Consider the following 18,454-nt stretch of genomic DNA (forward strand, 5'->3'; position numbering starts at 1 on the left):
TACAGGTTCAGAGCATAGCCCGGTCGATTAAGCTACGCAACGTGCCTAATCAACCCGGCAGTGCGCATTCCGCGCCCGCTTCACGACGCCGCGACGACGTGTTGATGTCAGCGATTCGTGACGCCACCTGGGCCGAGCTGATGGATCACGGATACTCCGGCGTCACTTTCGAAGGGGTGGCCCGGCGTGCTAGGACCGGGAAGCCAGTCCTATACCGCCGCTACAGCTCTCGCGCAGAGATGGTGACCGACGCATTGCCCACCTTGCGGGTGGAACCCGTCGATATAACGCCATCGACGTCTCTTCGAGACGACATCATCGCCCTGACTGAATCGATCGTCGAAACATGGCAGGGGATCGGCATCGACACCTATCGCAGCCTCATCGCCGAAGCCGACGACGCCACGATGCGGACATTCCAGGCCAAGGTCGCCGCAAAAGCGGATCAAACGATCCGCCGTACTTTGGACGCGGCCCGCGAGCGTGGCGACCTAGGCCCCGCCGCAATTCCCGAATTGGTGGCTACAAGCATTTTCGCCCTCATCCGCAACGAACTGCTCTTCGCGCGCGACAAGATTGAGGCGAGCACGCTCGCCGCACTGGTCGACACCGTCTATCTGCCCGCGATACACGCGGCGGCCTCGCAAACCGACCACGGCGATTAGGGCGCCAGGGTGGCGATGAAAGATTCGGGCCCAGCGGCAGTAGCCGCTCATAGAGGAGAGAACCGATGCCCGATGCCGCGCCCAAAGCCAACAACGGAACTCTGATTCGCCGGCCGTGTAGCGGGGTGTTCTGTTCACTATCAACGTGATACGCCCTGGGCAACGATAGAAGCCGTCAGAAATAGTAGCTATATGCAATACTTGAAAGGGATCAACCTCTCCGAGTAATTGGTGGTCACCGTATTGAGATGCGCACAACGACACCGCGCCCTTGCCGCGGCCGGGCTGCTCGCGGTCGCCACCGCGTGTTCGGCCCAATCAGCGCCGGCAACCGGAACCAATAACGTTGACCACGAGGGCCATTCAATGGGGGCGACCATCCCGGGCGTGAGTAGGCCCACGGTGCAGCAGGAGGTGGTCGGCTACCTGGAGAAGACCGTCAACGCGCTGCCGCCTGGCACCTACCTGGACGGCAGTGCCATGCCGGTCGGCGGTCGCACCGCGGGCTGCCCCGATGCCGACCCTGCCAAACCAACGGTGCGGTTCGAGATCTCGATGACCGTCATGACATCGCCCGCGATGCACTCCGACGCGATTGCCTCCCAGGCTGCGGCACTGTGGCGCAGCTGGGGGGTACCCATCACAACGACCCCTGGCGCTGCGCGGCCCGGATGGACCGCTGAGCCAAGGCCCGGCTACCGGCTACAGATCGCCGTCGACCAACCACCGACCATTTCCGTCGCTTCGGTCTGCTTTCCCGATGACGCAGTCCTGCGAGATCTGCCGTTTCCCGCCGTCATCAGCCATTCCCCGTAGCGTCAGCGCCGAGAGCTCCCGGACTCTCCGAGGCATACTGTTGCGTAACGCAATAGTTTCTATTGGTTATCATAAGATCGAGCGTCGCGGTAGGCGGGCCCAACACGAAAGAGAGCCGGTGTGGCTGTTGATGAGGTCGAGCCCGACGAATCATTAGATGCTCTTACCGACTCGCTGTTGGTGGCCTCCCGGCTGCTCTTGGCCATCTCGGCCCGATCCATCGCAGAAGTCGACGAGACGATCACATTCGCCCAGTTCCGCACCCTGGTGATTCTTTCCAACGAAGGGCCGATCAACCTGGCCACCCTGGCTCAGCTGTTGGGCGTACAGCCCTCGACGACTGGCCGGATGGTGGACCGCTTGGTGGGCGTGGGTTTGATCGATCGCCGTCCGCACCCCCGCTCACGACGGGAATTGGTGGCAGAGTTGACAGCTCACGGAGAGGGCGTGGTTCAGGAGGTTACCGCCCGCCGTCGGGCCGTGATTGCCGAGATCGCCGGCAAGATGGCGGCGCGCGAGCGCCGCGGCCTGGTGCGGGCGCTGAATGCGTTCACCGCAGCCGGTGGTGAGCCGCCGGCCTCTGCCGGCCTGTAGGTGGACCGCATGCGCCATGTCGTCGGGCAGTTGTCCCTTCTGCACGGGTGGCTTCCCGCGCTCACCCAAATTGCCTCGGCGGCAATATTTTTGGTCGTCGTAGCAGGCGGAGTGCGACGTAGCCGAGGCACGTTCCTCGTAGGTCTTGCCGCAGGCGGAACGCTGGCCCTGGGTTCATACTGGTATCTCACGTCGGTGGGCGTCGCGGGCGACCCCGCGCCACCGGGACTGTGGCTGTGGCTTACGGCCACGGGTCTGACCCTGGTGCTGGCGGCGTTCTGGCGCGGCTCACGGTGGTGGGAACGCATGATGGCGGCCACGGCGGTACCGCTGTGTGTGCTGTGCGCCGGACTGTCGATGAACGCATGGATCGGCTACCTGCCTACCGTGCATGCCGCGTGGAGCCGACTCACCTCCGCACCCGTGCCCGGTCAGGTAGATCGCGGCACGATCCTGGCCATGCAGCTGGCCGGCGTACGCCCCCCAGCAGGCGTCATCACACCGATATCCATTCCCGTTGGCGTGTCAGGGTTTAACCATCGCACTGAGCTGGTATATCTGCCGCCTGCCTGGTTTGACCATGATCCCGCACCGCAGCTTCCTGTGGTGCTGATGGTGGGTTCCGCGCTGAACACCCCCGCCGACTGGGTCTGGGCAGGCCACGCCGCGCAGAGCGCCGATGACTTCGCCGCACAGCACGACGGCAATGCGCCGGTGCTGGTGTTCGCCGATGCCACCGGGGCATTCAACAATGACACCGAATGCGTCAACGGCAGCCGGGGCAATGCGGCCGACCACCTCGTCAAAGAGGTGGTGCCGTACGTGGTGTCCAACTTCCGGGTCAGCCCCGACCGGCATAACTGGGGCGTAGCCGGTTGGTCGATGGGCGGCACCTGTGCGCTCGATCTGACGGTCATGCACCCCGAACTGTTCTCGGCATTCGTTGATATTGCCGGTGATTCGGGCCCCAATACCGGAGACAAGGCGCGCAGCATCGCAGCCCTGTTCGGCGGGGACGCCGAGGCGTGGTCGCGGTTTGATCCCGCTACCGTGGTCAGCCAGCACGGCCAATACCGCGGGGTGGCCGGCTGGTTCGACATCCCCGGCGGCACCGGACGTCGCCTGCTGACGGCGACGGGTATCGGCTCGGTCAGCGACAGCCCGCATGACGGCCTGGCCAACCCCGAAGGACAAGACCTGGCCGCGAACTCACTGTGTGAGCTGGCCAGCAGCCACGGCATCCGGTGCGCGGTATCGACACAACCGGGCAGACACGATTGGCCCTTCGCCGCGCAGGCGTTCGATGCCGCACTCCCGTGGCTGGCGGGCAGACTCGGTACACCGCAGGCGCCGCGAATTGCCCTACCGGGCTTGGCGCCAGAGCCCGCGGTGACCGTGCATGCCGCTGCCCCACTGTCACCGGCACCCGGCAGGTAGCCGTGGCTGCCATCTCAACTTCGATGCGCCGAAACCAGCCAGGCCGGCAGCTGCGCGCGTCCATCGGAACCGATCGTTACGTTGCGGTATTCGAAGCCTTCCGGCAGCTGGCCGGGAACATTCACCCACGCTCGGGCACGCCGCACCTCATCGATCACCAGGTGCTGTCCGACGATGTCGCGCAACTGCTGCTCGGTGAACGGCCGGGGCCCGAATTCGGCGTTGGGCGGAAAAGCCTCGGTGGCAAATACAAGCGCAAAGAACCTGCCGCCCGTCTTAAGCGTGCGCGCCAAAGAGCGCACGTAATTTTGCCTGAGCTCGTCGGGTAAACAGTGGAATACAAGTCCGTCTACCACCGTATTGAAATGGTTCCGATAACCGATATCAGAAGTCAGGTCAGCGGTATCGAAGACAACATCAAGACCCAGCGGCTCAGCCGCCTTCCGCGCTTTTTCTATGGCACCGCCCGATAAATCGAGTCCCACTACCTGATAGCCATGTCCTGCCAATGCCAGCGAGGTCAATCCGACTCCGCAGCCTGCGTCCAGAACAGGGCTTTCGAGCCTTCCTTGGCGATGTAGCGCCGCTATCTCGGGTTGCATTTCGCCAATGTTCCAGCCCGGATCACCCGGCGCGTACACCGCTTCACCCCGGTACAGCTCGTCCCAGTCCACAGAATTCACATCAAATGTTGGCATATTGCCGATGGTAGGCGCGGTGCACACGGGCGGCAATCAAGTAATTTCATTCAGCACGATTATTTCTCACGCTGAGTTTTACTCCTCGATACTGAATATCTGCGTCGCATTAATTGTGAATTACCTGGAATTCGATAACAAATTGGATACGTAATGGACAGCCATTACCGGGATGTCTCATGGCATCCGTGCACTACCGTCGATCTCGTGAAGGTGTTGGGACGGTGCGTGGCACGAGCCCGCACAGCACTGACCGTCGCGCTCGCCCTCCTGCAGGTGTCCGCGTGTAGCCATTCGACGCCGCCGCTCACCGCACCCAGCGTCGTCCCGCAGGGGCCTTTCGCTCCCGTCACCCGTCTGATGAACGACGCCGTGGCGGAACCGCGGCTGCCGGGTGCGGTGGTTCACATCGGACATGCCGGCTCAATCGTGTTCCGGCAGGCCTTCGGTTGGCGCAAGCTCCCCGACGAACCAGGCCTCGACGGATCACCAGCACCCGCCGAACCCATGACCGCGGACACCATTTTCGACCTCGCGTCGTTGACCAAACCCCTTGCGACAAGCGTGGCGCTTCTCCAGTTGTATGAGAGAGGTCTGGTTCGGATAGACGAACCCGTGCAGACCTATCTGCCAGACTTCAACCCCGACAACGACTCCCGGCGCGCCCACGTGACACTGCGCATGTTGCTTACCCATACTTCGGGCCTCGGAGGCGATCTGAGCCATCAGGGCCCGTGGGGTCTCACCGCGCCGGACAAGCCCGACGGCCTCCATCGCGCGCTCACCGCCCCACTGGCTTTCGACCCCGGAACAACATTCCACTACTCCGATATCAACTTCATCATCCTCGGCGCACTCATCGAGAAGACCACGCGCACTGCCCTGGATGTGTACGTGCAGGACAACGTCTTTGCACCGTTGAACATGACCGATACACGCTATCTGCCCGCCGCCAAGGCCTGCGGTCCGCACCAAATCATCGGTACATCAATCGCTTTGGACAACAGTGTGCGCAGCGTTGGACCATGCCCGCCGGGAACCTGGAGCACCGATCTGCTGACTCGTATCGCACCGACCGCTCGTGACGAAGACACCCCGGGCATCAATCCCGACTATGACCGCCTGCTCCGCGGCACGGTGCACGACCCGACCGCACGCCGGATGGGCGGTGTGGTCGGGAGCGCCGGTGTGTTCTCCACCGCCGACGACGTGGGCCGGTATTGCCAAGCACTTCTTGATCGGCTCGCGGGCCGCCCCAGTGCGTTTCCACTGAAACAGTCCACCCTTGCCCTGATGACGAGCCCACAACAGCCCGGGCACACCGCAACCCAGCTCCCCGCTGCCAACGATGCCAGCAGTCGAGCGATCCACCAGAGTCCCAACCCAACCGATCCCCTGCTGGCACCCAACTATCCGGCGATCGTGGGGCAAAACCTGCGCGGCCTCGGTTGGGACATCGACACCGAACTGTCGAAACCCCGCGGAATGCTCTTCCCCATCGGCAGCTTCGGGCATTCCGGCTTCACCGGGGTGTCCGTGTGGATGGACCCCGCCTCGGACACCTACGTCGTCGTGCTGGCGAACGTCATCCACCAACGCGGCGGTCCACCCATTGTGCGGCTGAGCGGCGATATCGCCACCACAACCGCACGTGTGCTGGGCCTCCACCGCAACTAGTTCAAGCATCTATCGAAAACGCTTGGGCCTGTTCAGATCACACGATCAGCCGCATTGATACAAGAGCGTTATCAAAGTGCCGCGCTGGCAACAGTTTTAACACCAGTCACTTTGTTAACATCGCGCCATGCAAGATTCGTCGGGGAATCAGAGCCCTCGGCGCACCTCACGTCCGGTAACCCGGCGTGACGCGCTGCGCTACGCCACCGCGGTTTCGGCATTGGCCGGACTCGGTGCGGCCTCACTGAATGCCGGTATACCCACGGCCTCGGCCGCCGCACCCACATTGATCGACTTCGCCATGCGCCAAATTCCGGCGGAGGACATCAAGGCCGCCGGGCATGCCGGGGTGATCAACTACGTCTCCACATCGCGGCCCGGCTCATCCATGGGCGCGAAGCCGATCACCCGGCCCTACGCCCAGTCACTCACCTCCGCGGGATTGGTGATCGTCAGCAATTTTCAGTACGGAAAGCCCGGCGGCACCGCGCCGTCAGACTTCACCCGCGGGTTCGACGGAGGCGTCGAAGACGCCCGCACCGCATGGCAGCTGCACACCGCGGCCGGCGGCGGCCAGAGTGCGCCGATCTTCTTCTCCGTCGACGATGACATCAACCGCGGAACCTGGAACGACGTTGCACTGCAATGGTTTCGGGGTATCAATTCGGTACTCGGAGTGCAGCGCACGGGAATCTATGGCGGTATCAATCCCTGTCAGTGGGCCGCCTCCGATGGTGTCATCGGCAATTCGCGCTCACCCGGCCACGTGTGGGCCTGGCAGACCCGGTCATGGTCGCGCGGTCAGGTCTTCCCCGGCGCGGTGCTCTACCAACGCATCGTGAGCACCGTATCCAACCCCGGTCCGGTCGTCGGCGGCCTGGAGGTCGACGTCAGCGACGCCCTGGCCCAGGATGTCGGGCAGTGGAACTTTCACCAGTGAGGCCGTAACAACGCGCACCCCGTCCCTCATCCCCTGCGGATCGGCCCGCCTCCGCATACGGTGATCGCGAAGATCCCTGTGTATCGACAACTTTGGGATATGAGCGCCTGGAGGGCATCTCCTAGATGGACGACTTCGCACCAACGCGCACGCTGCGTTTCGCCCTGGTGCTCACGCTTAGCAGCGGCTTCATGGACGCCTACACCTACCTGGCGCGCGGCGGCGCCTTCGCGATCACCCAGACCGGCAATATGGTGCTGTTCGCCGTCGACGCGGCCACCCGGAACTGGGACGACGCCCGAGCACACGTGTGGCCGGTCCCTGCCTTCATGCTCGGCATCGCGATGGCCGCGCGCATCGAGGCCGGCCACACCCGATTGGCGCATCCACTGCGCTGGGCGGTAGGCGCCCAGGTCGTGGCACTCATCATCATCGGATTCCTGCCAGCATCCACCCCACACGGATTCATCACCGTGCCCATCGCATTTCTGGGCGCGGTGCAGATCGGCCTGTTCCGCACAGTCGGCGACCTGACGTACATGCCCGCCGCCACTACCGGCAACCTGATGAGATTCGTCCAACAGATCTACGACGCACTAACGCAGCGCAGCTCCCCCGCCCGGCAAGCCGCGCGGATCTATGGGGCACTGATCAGTTCCTTCGCCGGAGGCGCGGTGGCCGGCGCCTTCGCCACCCAGGCATGGGACATTCACGCGAGCTGGGCCGCCGCCGGAATCGCCACCGTCATGCTCATCATGCTGATAATCGACCCGGTGCGGACCACCGAATAGCTCATTCATCAAGGGTAGTAACGGGTTTCAAGGCGCAAGTGTCTGCCTATGGCCGCCCTGCGTCGTCGGCAACCGCCGGACGGTCTGCCGCCGCGACGAGATCGTCGAAGCTCAGGCGAGTGCCCTGTGCTGGGGCCGTCGCAGACTTGGGCGCTGCCGCCGCATCGAGACCGTCGAGGGCCAGATCGAGGTGGCGGTGGAGAAGATCGCCGCCAACGTCGAGGCGGTCCAGCCCGCCAGGAAGAGGGCGCGCGAGGCGGATCGACAGCAATATGAGGTCGCCCATCCCCACGTCGCGGCGAAGCCTGCCGGACTGGTGTGCGGCATCGATCAGGGCGCCGACGGTGCTCGCGGTTCTGGTGCGGATCCGCACCAGCTCGTCGTCGACCACGAGACCCTCCAACAGAACCGGCATCACAGCACCAATCCGCAGTTCCGCCGCACCGTGCAGGAAGCGGCGCAAGGCCGCGAAGGCGTCGTCGCCTCCTGCGACGGCCGCCTCGGCCACGCCCTCCAGGCGTACCAACAGATCGCCCGTCAGATCCCGGACAAGGGCCTCCCGGTCGGCGTAACGGCGGTAGAGCGTGCCGGGTCCCACACCTGCGCGGCGCACTATCGCGTCCAGGGGTGCGTCCAGGCCTTGTGCCAAGAAGACGTCGCGGGCCGCATCGAGAATCCGCCGTCTGTTGCGTGCCGCGTCCGCTCGCATGGTGTGCCGCCCTTCCTTCACCGCCGAACCGGAGGATATCTCTCCGCTATAGTATCTTCAGAATCGGAGAGAAATTCTCCGCTTAATGACGCGAGCTGAGGGGAGTACGCCATGAGCAGCGCACTGACCGTCCGAACCACGATCGACGGCACCGAGTACGCGCAGGACGACGTCCATCGCTGGGAACTGGCTCGCGCCCGGGCCGCGCTCGCCCTGCTCAAGAACCGGATCGGGGACGAGTCGATGCGCGAGCTGCTCGCCGAGGATCTGCGCGCGGCCGATCAGACGATGGCGCTGTTGCCGGACGCGTCGGGCGGTGCCTGGCGATCCGCGGTCACCGAGATGGAGATCGGCGGGATCACCGCGCAGGAGTTCCTGGGCTGGTGGCAGCGCCGATTCGCGATCGCGGACCGATCGGCGCTGCTCGCCGCCAATCCAGAGCACTACCTCGCCGACGCCGCCGACGGAGTGGTCGAGATCATCGAAACAATCGGCTCACGGCCGCTGCGCTTCTTCCTCACCTTCCACGACGGTGTCCCGATCGCGGACCCAGGCCACGAGAACTATCCCGTCCGAATCGGCGGCACCGGCCGGCTGGCCGATGGCACCGAGATATGCCGCGTCATGCACGAATTCGGCGACGGTCCGCGTGGTCTGCGAATCCGGCTGACGATCCAGTTCCCCACACACGCGCCCGAAGACGTCTTCACAGGCCACCAATGGCACTTCGCCTGCGAGTTCCTCAACTGGGCGCAGGCCGCGCACGCAGCCCGCTGACGGCCGTCGATCCGCCCGGACCCTGAAAGGTGCCCAAAGCGTGTTCACCACTTTCGATCTCGAGTTCGCCTGGATCGGCCTCGGCGCCGCCGTCGTCCTCACCGTGGTCCTGCTATCGACCGACGTACTGCGCAGCGACGTCGGGCTGCCCCGGCGGAAGGACCCGTGCTGGCTGGGCTGGCTCGCCGTCGTGCTGTACCTGTTCCACATTTTCGAGGAGTACGGCATCGCCGCCAACGGCACCCGGCACGCCTTCCCCGACACGCTGTGCGGCACGCTCGGCATCGGCACGTATCCGGCCTGCCCGATCCCGACAGAGTTCTACCTCTTCGTCAACATCGGGCTGACCTGGGTGGTAGCGGTGCTCTGCGCCCTGCTCGCACGCAGATACGCGGTGATGGGGTTCGCGTTCTACAGCCTGGTGGCCGTCAACTGCGTGTTCCACATCGTCGCAGCCCTCGTCACCGGAACGTACAACCCGGGACTACTCACCTCGATCACCCTGTTCCTGCCCGCCTCAGCGTGGGCCGGGTACGTATTCCTCACGCACCGGGAACCGGCGCTCGGTGTGGGACGGCTCTTGGGCATCGTCGCCGTCGGCATCGTCGTCAATGGCGCTCTGCCGCTGACGATCCAGCTGTTCCTGCACGGCGCCATCTCCCGGCCGATCCTCGATCTGCTGCAACCGGCCATCGCCGCGCTCATCATCCTGACCGGCGGACTGCTACAACCACGGCCGGGGCCCGCCGACGAAGTCGTACAGCAGTAGAGATTCCAAATGCGCGTATCCGACAGTGCAGTGGCGCAATGCAGTTGGGCATCCGTTCGGCAGATCGGCCGCCGTGGATGAATCGGCGGCCTCGGGCGTTGCTGTCCCCGTCCACGGAGAACGCGCACCTTACAGGTTGTCGTAGGCTCGTGGCATGCCCAGCATCGAGCTCGATGGTCAGCGCATCTTCTATACCGATACCGGCGAGCTGCACCGTCCCGTCGTACTGGCAACCCACGCAACATTGATGGACACGGTGTCACTCGAGCCCCTGACGGCAGCCATCGCCGCCTCCGGATACCGGGTGGTGGCCTTCGACCTGCGTGGCCACGGCCAAACCGTCTACGACAAGACGCCCTACATGATCGAGGACATGGCCGCCGATGCGTTGGGCTTGATGGATCACCTCGGAGTGCAGTCATTCACATTTCTCGGTGAAGGACAGGGCGCCGTACTGGCACTTCGCACCGCTTTGGCCGCACCCGACAGAGTCGACCGGCTGGTACTGATCGGGCCGACTGCCGCAGCACCCGATGCCGCAGAGAACGGGGCGTTGCACGCGGCGATGGAGATCTGGTGCACCCAAGGACCTGACCCGGCCGTGTACCGTCTGGTGGCCGAGTTCGCCACAGGCACACCCGAAGACGCCGAAGCTTTGTTTGGCCGGTGGCAGCGTTCCGCGTGGGCCGATTACCGCGAGTCGTCCAACGCATTGGCAAACCGAACCGACTTCGTCGACTTGCTGCGCAAGATTGAGTGCCCCGCACTGGTTCTACACGGCAGCACGGACTTCTTTGTGCCACGGGAGCTAGGAGAAGCCGTCGCCCGAAACCTCGGGGGCCCCACCGTATTCGAGCTCATTGAGGGTGAACGGCAATCGATCAGTATTGCATTCAATCCTCTTGTGGCGCAGCACGCCACAGCATGGCTAACCGGAAGCCACGCCCAGTAGCAGCGAACCGCTGGACTGCGGGTTGTGCCACGTGCGCATATCCAGAATCTGGACCGCACCCACGGAATCATTGATGACCCATGCCCGCGTGTCCGGGTCGATCGGTATGGGCTGCTGCCACTGCTGTTGAAACACCGATATCGGCATGAGCGAGTTAACGATTCGTTTCAGCGCCGGATCGCCGGGATTTGCGGCCAGACTCCAACGCAGCCAGCCAACGCACCATTCGGATGTTTGTTCCCAGTTGTCGATAACTTTCCGCGACTTGACCGAATGATAGTGCCAGTGAATGAAATTAGGTGTCATCCAGAGGCCGGGAAATAGGTGCTCGAACTTACTGTTCGCGTGAACGATGGTCCACCCTGGAGTTATCCACGCCGCCGGATGCGGCATCAACGACTCCAGGTAGCCCTCGATGTTCGGTGGCGGCGTTCCGCTGTCTTGCATCGTCCTTCCCCCCAACAGATGCAGGTATCGGCTTTCCCAAGACGACAATTCCAGAACCCCGGCCAATGCGGCAAGGACCTTGAGCCCGGGCATACGAGTGCCTAGTTCAATTTTCTGTATCAGCGCCTCGCTGTACCCCATGGCATCGGCCAGGCCACGCTGTGTCATTCCTGCTCGCTCCCGCACACCCTTCACCAGCGCCGCAAGGTAGTTAGCGTTGGACACGTACAAAAAGTACGCCCTCGCACCTCTTGACGGCCAATCGACCCCAATGGTTATTTAGCTGTAGCCATTTCAGGGCCAACCAGGCCGGTAGAACCGGGCCAGCTCGACCGATCAGAGATGGGTTCACACACCTTCGCGATGGTTCCCCGGCGGCCGTTCGAGGGGTCGGCCGCCGGAGAACCTTCCGGGCAGGGACACACGGAGTTCGGCATACGCCGCGACGAGCCCCTCGAGCGTGAACCGCCGGTTGAGGCCGCTGGGATTCGGTAGCACCCACGTCGTGGTTTCCGCGAAGCGAAATGGCTGAAGTCCAAAGGCGATGTGTCGATCTTCGAGCATGGACACCACCGCACGCTTACCAAGAAACGCCAGTGTCATAGGTCTTACGCAACGGATCTTCTCCTCGAAATCCGGCCGAGCCGCACGGAACTCGGCAACTCCGATCTCGTCGGCGCGCGGCGTTGCACGACTCACGGCAGCGGTGATGCCGCACCCGTAGGTCAATAGCTGACGCTCATCCTCCGGGCGTAGCCGAATGTCGGTGAACCCCGCCCGATAGAGCACTTCCCAGAAACGGTTGCTCCGGCTCGAGAAGTTGTGTCCGTCTGCTACAGCGGTAGCGGCGGGGTTGATCCCACAGAAAACCACATCGAGTTCGGCGGCGAGAATATCGGGAGAGTACTGGCCCACAACAGTGGAGTTTCTCATTGCGACCTGGCAGTCGCGCCAAGGACAACCTTCGTCCCTGGTTGTACAGTCCCCGCTGATCCATGTCGTAGACCACCAAACCCGGGGCGCTTCAGGTTGATAACGATATGAAACCTCAGTGGTTGCAATGCGATACGTCGAGCCCTGAGCGCTTGCTGGGCGCCCCTATGGTCACTGAGTGCACCGTCGAACGGCCCTGAAGATCCCGCTGGTACTGGCAGCAGCGGCTCTCCCTCAGGTACTGGCTCCTCTTTCGGTGATCCCGCGGGCGACTGCCGCGTCGGGTCAATGGCCGGTTGAACGCGCCAATGCGTGGTACCAGGCACAGGGTTGGTTGGTCGGCACCAACTTCATCACCTCAAACGCGATCAACCAGCTCGAGATGTTCGGGCCGGGCACCTACGACGCGCGGCGTATCGACAGCGAGTTGGGGGCATGCCGGTTGTTGGGGTTCAACACCGTACGGGTGTTCCTGCACGATCTGCTGTGGGCCCAGGACCGCGCCGGATTCCAGGACCGGCTCTCGCAATTCGTCGGGATCGCCGCGCGCCAGGGCATCAAGCCGCTGTTCGTATTCTTCGACTCGTGCTGGGACCCAAATCCTCAGCTAGGAGCTCAGCGGGCGCCGACGCCGGGCGTGCACAACTCGGGCTGGGTACAGAGCCCGGGGGCCCACCGCATCGACGACCCGCGCTACCGCGGGGTGCTGAGCGATTACGTGACGGGCGTGATGAGCCAGTTCCGCAATGACAACCGAGTCCTGGGCTGGGACCTGTGGAATGAGCCGGACAACCCGGCCAAGCAGTACCGCAAGGTAGAGCGCAAAGACAAGATCGATGCCGTCAGTGGGCTGCTGCCTCAGGTATTCAACTGGGCACGTTCAGTCAATCCCGTGCAGCCGTTGACCAGTGGTGTGTGGCAGGGCAGCTGGGATCGCGGAAGCCGCAGTGCGATGGCCGGTTTCCAACTCGACAACTCCGACATCATCTCGTTCCACTCGTACGCGGGCCCGGGCGAATTCGAGGCCCGCATCAACGAGCTCGCCCCGCTAGGCCGACCGATCCTGTGCACCGAATACCTGGCCCGCGACCAGGGCAGCACAGTCGAGGGTGTGCTCCCAGTTGCCAAGCGGCACAACGTTGGTGCGTACAGCTGGGGGCTGGTGGCAGGCAAGACCCAGACCTACTTTCCGTGGGATTCCTGGGACAAGCCCTACACGAAGATCCCGAACGTGTGGTTCAGCGATCTACTACAGCCAGACGGGCGGCCGTATCGCGACGCCGAGTATCAGACGCTGCGGAAGCTGACTGCGCGCGTCTAAACGCGTGTCGACCATCCTTGTTCACGAAGTGTCCTGGCCTGATGTGTAGTGAATCGGGATCGGGAAGCCGGCAACCTCCTCGACCAGCTTCGCACCCAACGGCTTCATCTCGTAGTACCGGTGGACGTTGCCTTGTGCATCAGGCGCCGTCGAACAGGGGCCGTTGGGGCACACCACCTTCGTTGGCACGGCGAGCACCACAATCAGCGCCGCAACAACAATGCCGGTGATCGTGACGACTCTCTTCATAACAGCCTCACTCTCCACCAGGACATATCGCGATGTCTGGTAGCTCCGCGAACACTCGGGGAAGCACCGAAAAGCCCTCGCGGTTGCACACCTCCCACAAAGAACGGGCTAGCCGTCATTGTCGGATTCGAGAATCTTTGACTTTCAAAAATTCTGCTGCCTCACGGGTCAACAGAACGCGGCGGCGCTGTCGGCCGTTCACATCCCGAAGCAGCACGGCGGTCAGGCGGCGGATGCGGTCGCCGGCTGCATCGTCATCGAGGAAGTGGCCCGGGTCTGCGCATCGTCCTCGATGATTCCGGTCGCCAACAAACTCGGGACCATGGGCATCGTCTTGCGCGGCTCCGACGAGCTCAAAGCTCAGGTCTTCCCGTCACTAGCCTCCGGTGAAGCGCTAGCCGCGTACGCCCTTTCCGAACGCGAAGCCGGCAGCGACGCGGCAGCGATGAAGACCCGTGCCCACGAAGCCGGAGACGAATGGGTTTTCAACGGCGCGAAATGCTGGATATCAAACGGCGGCAAGGCTTCCTGGTACACCGTGATGGCCGTGACCGATCCTGCGAAGGGTGCCAATGGAATCTCGGCATTCGCGATACATCGCGATGACGAAGGCTTCACGGTCGGGGCAAGGAACGCAAACTCGGGCTCAACGGCTCGCCGACCACCGGGTTGTACTTCGAGGACTGCGGAATCCCCGGCGACCGCATCATCGGTGAAACCGGCACCAGGTTCAAGAACGCACTGGCCACCCTTGAAAACACACGACCGACCATCGGCGCCCAAGCTGTCGGTATCGCGCAGGGCGCGTTGGACGAGACAATCGCCTACACGAAGGAGCGCAAGCAATTCGGTGGTCACGGCTACACCGCCGATTTTCCCGTTGAGCGTTACCTCCGCGACGCCAAATCACTCAGATCTACGAAGGAACCAACCAAATCCAGCGACCGGTCATGGCACGTTCACTGCTGCGCTGACGGGCTGCGATCGGGCGTCAACGCGAACGCCGACGCCCGATGTCATCAAGGAGATCATCGACCACGATGCGAGGGTTCAGTCCCGACGGGTAGATGGATGTACCCTCGGGACTCGTGCCGAACGTGATGGTGCCGCCGGCCTCGCGCGCGAGGTTCGGCCCGAACAGCGCGCTCGGGGTGTACGCGCCGCGCGGCGCGTCCCCGGCCGCGAGTCGTTCCGCCACAATCGCGGTGACCCGCGCGGTGTACTCGTAGCTCTCGCTGGTACTGAGCCAGGCATCGCGACGCTCCCCGTTGTCCCACTGGACCTCGGCGTACGCCCACGAGGTGTCGCCGTGCTGTTTGGGGGTAGACGGGTTCTGCCTCGCCCTGCGCAGAACGAACTGGCGCACACGGTCGCTGCGAAGCAGGACGCCGACCGCGGGCAGCATGCATCGGGCGATGAAGTGCGTCGGCATATCGCTGGAGCGCGCGACAACCTCTGGCGCCCCGGATGCCCGGAAGACTCCTTCGAGTTCACCCATCGGCACGGCAACGGTTTTGCGGGTTGATCCATCCGGAAGAGGCGTCTTGGTCAGATTGGACCCCAGCCTGGTACGGACGAGTTCGCCGCCGCGATATTCCCGGCCACCGGCCTGGGCGGCTTCGAGCACACTCGCCACCAGCGCCGGTCCGATCTGGGCGGTCATTGGCATGTTCGCGACCTCGACACGCGCCGGAGTGGGTCGGCCCGCGATGAGTGCCCGCGTCAGCGCCTCGGTCGCGAGTCCGCCGAACCCGGCAGCGGTCACGACCGTCACCCCCGCTTGCACGGCGTCGTCGTGCATGTCAAGGAGTTCACGAACCGGCCGGTACTCGTTGGACATGTCGACGTAATGGGCACCGGCGGCGATACACGCCCGCGCGGTAGGGCCACCCGTTCGCGTGAAGGGCCCGACCGTGTTGACCACGACCGCGGGACGATGCTCAGCGATCTGCGCCGCGAGATCGCCACTGACCAGAATGTCCGGCCTCGGGCCGCCGTTGGCAGCCAACTCCGATGCCTGGTCGGCCAGGCGCGCGGCATCGAGGTCGACCAGGACGAGAGCCACACCGTCGAGGTACAAGTCTTTGGCAATTCGGCGTCCGACGCGCCCACCCGCGCCGATGATCCATGTGTGTGTCATACTTGAATGCTAGTGCAAGATTACTTGCATTAGTAGGTGAGTGAGGTCACATGTGAGCAGCGAGTCCGTTCAGCGACGCCCCGGCGGTCGCACTGCGCGCAATCGGGAGAACGTTGTGCGGGCGACGACGGAAATCCTTCTCAACGAGGGCTACGAGCAGTTGAGCATTGCCAGGGTGGCGGCCGCCGCCGGCGTGGCGGAAACGACCGTGTATCGCCGCTGGTCGACCAGGCAGGCGCTCGCCGCTGATGCTCTCGCTGACCTTGCGCGGCTCGAAATCCCGATCCCCGACACGGGAACACTCGAGTCCGATCTTCGCGTGCTGCTCACCGACACGGTCCGGCTCCTCCAGCGTGCCGAGATTGCGCGCCTCATTCGTTTCGCCGTGGGCCTGGGCCAGGGGAGCGACGAACTCGCCGAGGTCAGGGCAGATTTTTGGCATGCACACTTCGCCAACGCTGCGGTGGTGGTCACCAAGGCGATGGAGCGGGGAGAACTTCCGCACGACTGCGATCCCTATAACGTCATCGAAGACTTGGTGAGCCTGACCTATTTCCGTCTGCTCGTCACGGGACGCCGCATCGACGACCGTGTCATCGAACGGTCGGTGCAACTCGCCCTGCGCCGGCACGGCGCGCGCTAACGCGTCGAGACCAGGTCTCGTTCGGCCCGATCGACGATCCGCTCGAACATCCTCTGCATGAACGGCTGGGCGATCCAGCGGCCGATCGCCTCCCCGATGAGGGGAATGCGGACCTCGAAGCTCGTCGTCCACTGCAGCCGAGTGCCGCCGGCAACCTCGGTGCAGACAACCTGACCGTTCTGCTGGTGCGACGGCGGGAACGACCGGAACACGTCGTAGCTGAACGAGTTCGGCCGGTGGCCGCGCCGGACGACTCGATATCCAGATGCCGACTAACGACGGCCTGCCAGTCAAAAAGCCCCTCCCTTGGCGCGTCGAAGGGGGGTGCGGCCTGGCGGTACCTGCTCTAGCGCGAGCATCGCTCTGACCTGGACTTTTACAAGCTAGACTAGCAAATCCCCGCGACACGCCCGAATCTCGTCAAAGTAGCTAGGCGTGTCCTGTCGATATCCGGCGCGTCTCGAAAACTGCTTTCGGCTACCGCGCCATATTCGTAAACCGCGACAGGTGCAGCTGATGCGCCACGGTGATGGTCGCCGTCGGGCCGTTACGGTGCTTGCCCAGGATCAGATCGGCCTCACCGCCGCGAGGGTCGTCGCGCTCGAACGCGTCCGGGCGGTGCAACAGGATGACCATGTCGGCGTCCTGTTCCAGCGAGCCCGATTCACGAAGGTCCGAGACCTGCGGCCGCTTGTCGGTGCGCTGCTCGGGACCACGGTTCAGCTGGCTGATCGCGATCACCGGAACCTCGAGCTCCTTGGCCAACAGCTTCAGGTTTCGGGAGAACTCCGAGACTTCCTGCTGACGGGATTCGTGCTTCTTACCGGAGGTCATCAGCTGCAGGTAGTCCACCACCACCAGCTTGAGCCCGGCCTTCTGATTGAGCCGTCGCGCCTTGGCACGGATTTCCATCATCGTCAGGTTCGGCGAGTCGTCGATATAGAGCGGCGCCTCGCTGATCTCACTCATCCGCCGTGCCAGGCGCGTCCAGTCGTCATCGCTCATCCGGCCCGAACGCATGTCGCCCAGTTTGATTTTCGCCTCGGCCGAGAGCAGTCGCATCACGATCTCGGTCTTGCTCATTTCCAGCGAGAAGATAACGCTGGGCAGCTGGTGCTTGATGGAGCACGAGCGCATGAAATCCAAACCAAGCGTCGACTTACCCACACCAGGTCGCGCCGCCACGATGATCATCTGACCCGGATGCAGTCCGTTGGTGATCTCATCCAGATCGGTGAACCCCGTCGGCACACCCTTGGAGATACCGCCCGCCGACGCGATCGCATCGATCTCATCCATCGTGGGCTGCAGCAGCTCTTCCAGCGGCACATAGTCTTCCGACATCCGCCGGTCGGTGACGTCGTAGACCTCGGCCTGCGCCCGGTCGACCACCTCGGCCACGTCGGCGCCCTCGGCCCCGGCATAGCCGTACTGCACCACCCGGGTGCCGGCCTCCACCAGCCGGCGCAGCAGCGCCTTCTCCGCGACGATGCCCGCGTAGTACCCGGCGTTGGCGGCTGTCGGCACCGTGGAGATCAGCGTGTGCAAATAAGGTGCACCACCCACCCGGCGCAGCTGCCCACGCCGGTCCAGCTCGGCGGCCACGGTCACCGCATCGGCGGGCTCTCCCCTGCCGTAGAGGTCCAGGACGGCCTCGTACACGCTCTGATGATTGGGCCGATAGAAGTCGTGGGGCCGCAGCTTCTCCAGCACGTCGGCGATGGCGTCCTTGGACAGCAGCATCCCGCCCAGCACGGACTGCTCGGCAGCCACATCCTGAGGTGGTTGACGGCCGAACTCCTCGTCGGGAGGGGCAACTGGTCCGGACTGGCCCAGATCGTCGACTATCGCCACGGCGCGCGGGTCCTCCTACTCACATCAAGTCGAACACATGAT

At 63.8% G+C, this 18,454-nt stretch carries 20 protein-coding genes and 1 pseudogene; 13 read left to right on the forward strand and 8 right to left on the reverse strand.

Going from position 1 to position 18,454, the window contains the following annotated elements; translation table 11 throughout:
• The first annotated feature begins 104 nt into the window (after positions 1–104).
• From ABG82_RS27020 to ABG82_RS27035, 4 genes are all read left to right on the forward strand, one after another.
• Positions 105–665 carry a TetR/AcrR family transcriptional regulator gene (locus ABG82_RS27020; protein WP_043078218.1) on the forward strand — a complete coding sequence of 187 codons (561 nt, stop codon included), beginning with the start codon at positions 105–107 and terminating at the stop codon, positions 663–665.
• A gap of 387 nt (positions 666–1,052) precedes the next feature.
• On the forward strand, positions 1,053–1,481 hold the full coding sequence (locus ABG82_RS27025; RefSeq protein WP_131676265.1) for a hypothetical protein: 429 nt from the start codon (positions 1,053–1,055) through the stop codon (positions 1,479–1,481).
• A 120-nt stretch (positions 1,482–1,601) separates the two neighbouring features.
• Positions 1,602–2,075, forward strand: coding sequence for a MarR family winged helix-turn-helix transcriptional regulator (locus tag ABG82_RS27030; protein ID WP_043078217.1), 474 nt, complete (start codon positions 1,602–1,604; stop codon positions 2,073–2,075).
• 9 nt (positions 2,076–2,084) lie between these two features.
• The gene (locus ABG82_RS27035; RefSeq protein ID WP_043078263.1) at positions 2,085–3,512 is read left to right on the forward strand and encodes an alpha/beta hydrolase; all 1,428 of its coding nucleotides are present in this window, start codon (positions 2,085–2,087) and stop codon (positions 3,510–3,512) included.
• A gap of 14 nt (positions 3,513–3,526) precedes the next feature.
• Here ABG82_RS27035 and ABG82_RS27040 read toward each other — a convergent pair whose 3' ends face one another.
• Positions 3,527–4,210: a class I SAM-dependent methyltransferase gene (locus ABG82_RS27040; RefSeq protein WP_043078216.1), complete on the reverse strand. Its 684-nt coding sequence runs from the start codon at positions 4,208–4,210 to the stop codon at positions 3,527–3,529.
• Between the two features lie 153 nt (positions 4,211–4,363).
• Between ABG82_RS27040 and ABG82_RS27045 the strand changes: the two genes are divergently transcribed.
• The 3 genes from ABG82_RS27045 (at position 4,364) to ABG82_RS27055 (ending at position 7,618) form a co-directional block, all read left to right on the forward strand.
• Entirely contained in the window at positions 4,364–5,887 is a 1,524-nt protein-coding gene (locus tag ABG82_RS27045; RefSeq protein WP_078343414.1) for a serine hydrolase domain-containing protein, read from the forward strand.
• Between the two features lie 127 nt (positions 5,888–6,014).
• Positions 6,015–6,827 (forward strand): DUF1906 domain-containing protein, encoded by an 813-nt coding sequence (locus ABG82_RS27050; protein WP_043078215.1) that lies wholly within the window; start codon positions 6,015–6,017, stop codon positions 6,825–6,827.
• 125 nt (positions 6,828–6,952) lie between these two features.
• Complete coding sequence (locus tag ABG82_RS27055) at positions 6,953–7,618, forward strand: YoaK family protein (RefSeq protein ID WP_043078214.1); 666 nt, start codon at positions 6,953–6,955, stop codon at positions 7,616–7,618.
• Positions 7,619–7,664: 46 nt separating this feature from the next.
• Here ABG82_RS27055 and ABG82_RS27060 read toward each other — a convergent pair whose 3' ends face one another.
• On the reverse strand, positions 7,665–8,327 hold the full coding sequence (locus tag ABG82_RS27060) for a TetR/AcrR family transcriptional regulator (RefSeq protein WP_043078261.1): 663 nt from the start codon (positions 8,325–8,327) through the stop codon (positions 7,665–7,667).
• A gap of 111 nt (positions 8,328–8,438) precedes the next feature.
• Between ABG82_RS27060 and ABG82_RS27065 the strand changes: the two genes are divergently transcribed.
• From ABG82_RS27065 to ABG82_RS27075, 3 genes are all read left to right on the forward strand, one after another.
• A complete protein-coding gene (locus ABG82_RS27065; RefSeq protein WP_043078213.1) occupies positions 8,439–9,104 on the forward strand; it encodes a hypothetical protein in 666 nt (221 codons plus the stop codon).
• 40 nt (positions 9,105–9,144) lie between these two features.
• On the forward strand, positions 9,145–9,873 hold the full coding sequence (locus ABG82_RS27070) for an HXXEE domain-containing protein (RefSeq protein WP_052511032.1): 729 nt from the start codon (positions 9,145–9,147) through the stop codon (positions 9,871–9,873).
• Between the two features lie 154 nt (positions 9,874–10,027).
• A complete protein-coding gene (locus ABG82_RS27075) occupies positions 10,028–10,825 on the forward strand; it encodes an alpha/beta fold hydrolase (RefSeq protein WP_043078212.1) in 798 nt (265 codons plus the stop codon).
• Here the strand turns inward: ABG82_RS27075 and ABG82_RS27080 are convergent.
• Complete coding sequence (locus ABG82_RS27080; protein WP_043078211.1) at positions 10,802–11,497, reverse strand: helix-turn-helix domain-containing protein; 696 nt, start codon at positions 11,495–11,497, stop codon at positions 10,802–10,804. The two genes, ABG82_RS27075 and ABG82_RS27080, sit on opposite strands and share 24 nt — an antisense overlap.
• Positions 11,498–11,620: 123 nt before the next feature.
• Entirely contained in the window at positions 11,621–12,187 is a 567-nt protein-coding gene (gene mug, locus ABG82_RS27085; RefSeq protein WP_065212781.1) for a G/U mismatch-specific DNA glycosylase, read from the reverse strand.
• A 196-nt stretch (positions 12,188–12,383) separates the two neighbouring features.
• Between mug and ABG82_RS27090 the strand changes: the two genes are divergently transcribed.
• The gene (locus ABG82_RS27090) at positions 12,384–13,526 is read left to right on the forward strand and encodes a cellulase family glycosylhydrolase (RefSeq protein WP_043078209.1); all 1,143 of its coding nucleotides are present in this window, start codon (positions 12,384–12,386) and stop codon (positions 13,524–13,526) included.
• Between the two features lie 21 nt (positions 13,527–13,547).
• On the opposite strand, the gene ABG82_RS27095 is transcribed toward ABG82_RS27090, so the two are convergent.
• A complete protein-coding gene (locus tag ABG82_RS27095; RefSeq protein ID WP_043078208.1) occupies positions 13,548–13,775 on the reverse strand; it encodes a hypothetical protein in 228 nt (75 codons plus the stop codon).
• Positions 13,776–13,950: 175 nt separating this feature from the next.
• On the opposite strand from ABG82_RS27095, the pseudogene ABG82_RS28070 reads away from it, so the two are divergent.
• Positions 13,951–14,749 (forward strand): annotated as a pseudogene (locus ABG82_RS28070) (acyl-CoA dehydrogenase family protein); the annotation flags it as partial.
• Positions 14,750–14,766: 17 nt separating this feature from the next.
• On the opposite strand, the gene ABG82_RS27105 reads toward ABG82_RS28070, so the two are convergent.
• Positions 14,767–15,915: a saccharopine dehydrogenase NADP-binding domain-containing protein gene (locus ABG82_RS27105; RefSeq protein WP_052511031.1), complete on the reverse strand. Its 1,149-nt coding sequence runs from the start codon at positions 15,913–15,915 to the stop codon at positions 14,767–14,769.
• A 52-nt stretch (positions 15,916–15,967) separates the two neighbouring features.
• Here ABG82_RS27105 and ABG82_RS27110 point away from each other — a divergent pair, with 52 nt between their 5' ends.
• Positions 15,968–16,558, forward strand: a complete 591-nt coding sequence (locus ABG82_RS27110) for a TetR-like C-terminal domain-containing protein (RefSeq protein WP_043078206.1) — start codon at positions 15,968–15,970, stop codon at positions 16,556–16,558.
• Here the strand turns inward: ABG82_RS27110 and ABG82_RS27115 are convergent.
• Together ABG82_RS27115 and dnaB are read right to left on the reverse strand one after the other, a co-directional pair.
• Positions 16,555–16,770, reverse strand: coding sequence for an SRPBCC family protein (locus ABG82_RS27115; RefSeq protein WP_052511029.1), 216 nt, complete (start codon positions 16,768–16,770; stop codon positions 16,555–16,557). The two genes, ABG82_RS27110 and ABG82_RS27115, sit on opposite strands and share 4 nt — an antisense overlap.
• Positions 16,771–17,035: 265 nt before the next feature.
• Positions 17,036–18,412: a replicative DNA helicase gene (gene dnaB / locus ABG82_RS27120; protein ID WP_043078205.1), complete on the reverse strand. Its 1,377-nt coding sequence runs from the start codon at positions 18,410–18,412 to the stop codon at positions 17,036–17,038.
• Between the last annotated feature and the right edge of the window lie 42 nt (positions 18,413–18,454).

The sequence above is a fragment of the Mycobacteroides immunogenum genome, assembly GCF_001605725.1.
GTDB lineage: Bacteria > Actinomycetota > Actinomycetes > Mycobacteriales > Mycobacteriaceae > Mycobacterium > Mycobacterium immunogenum.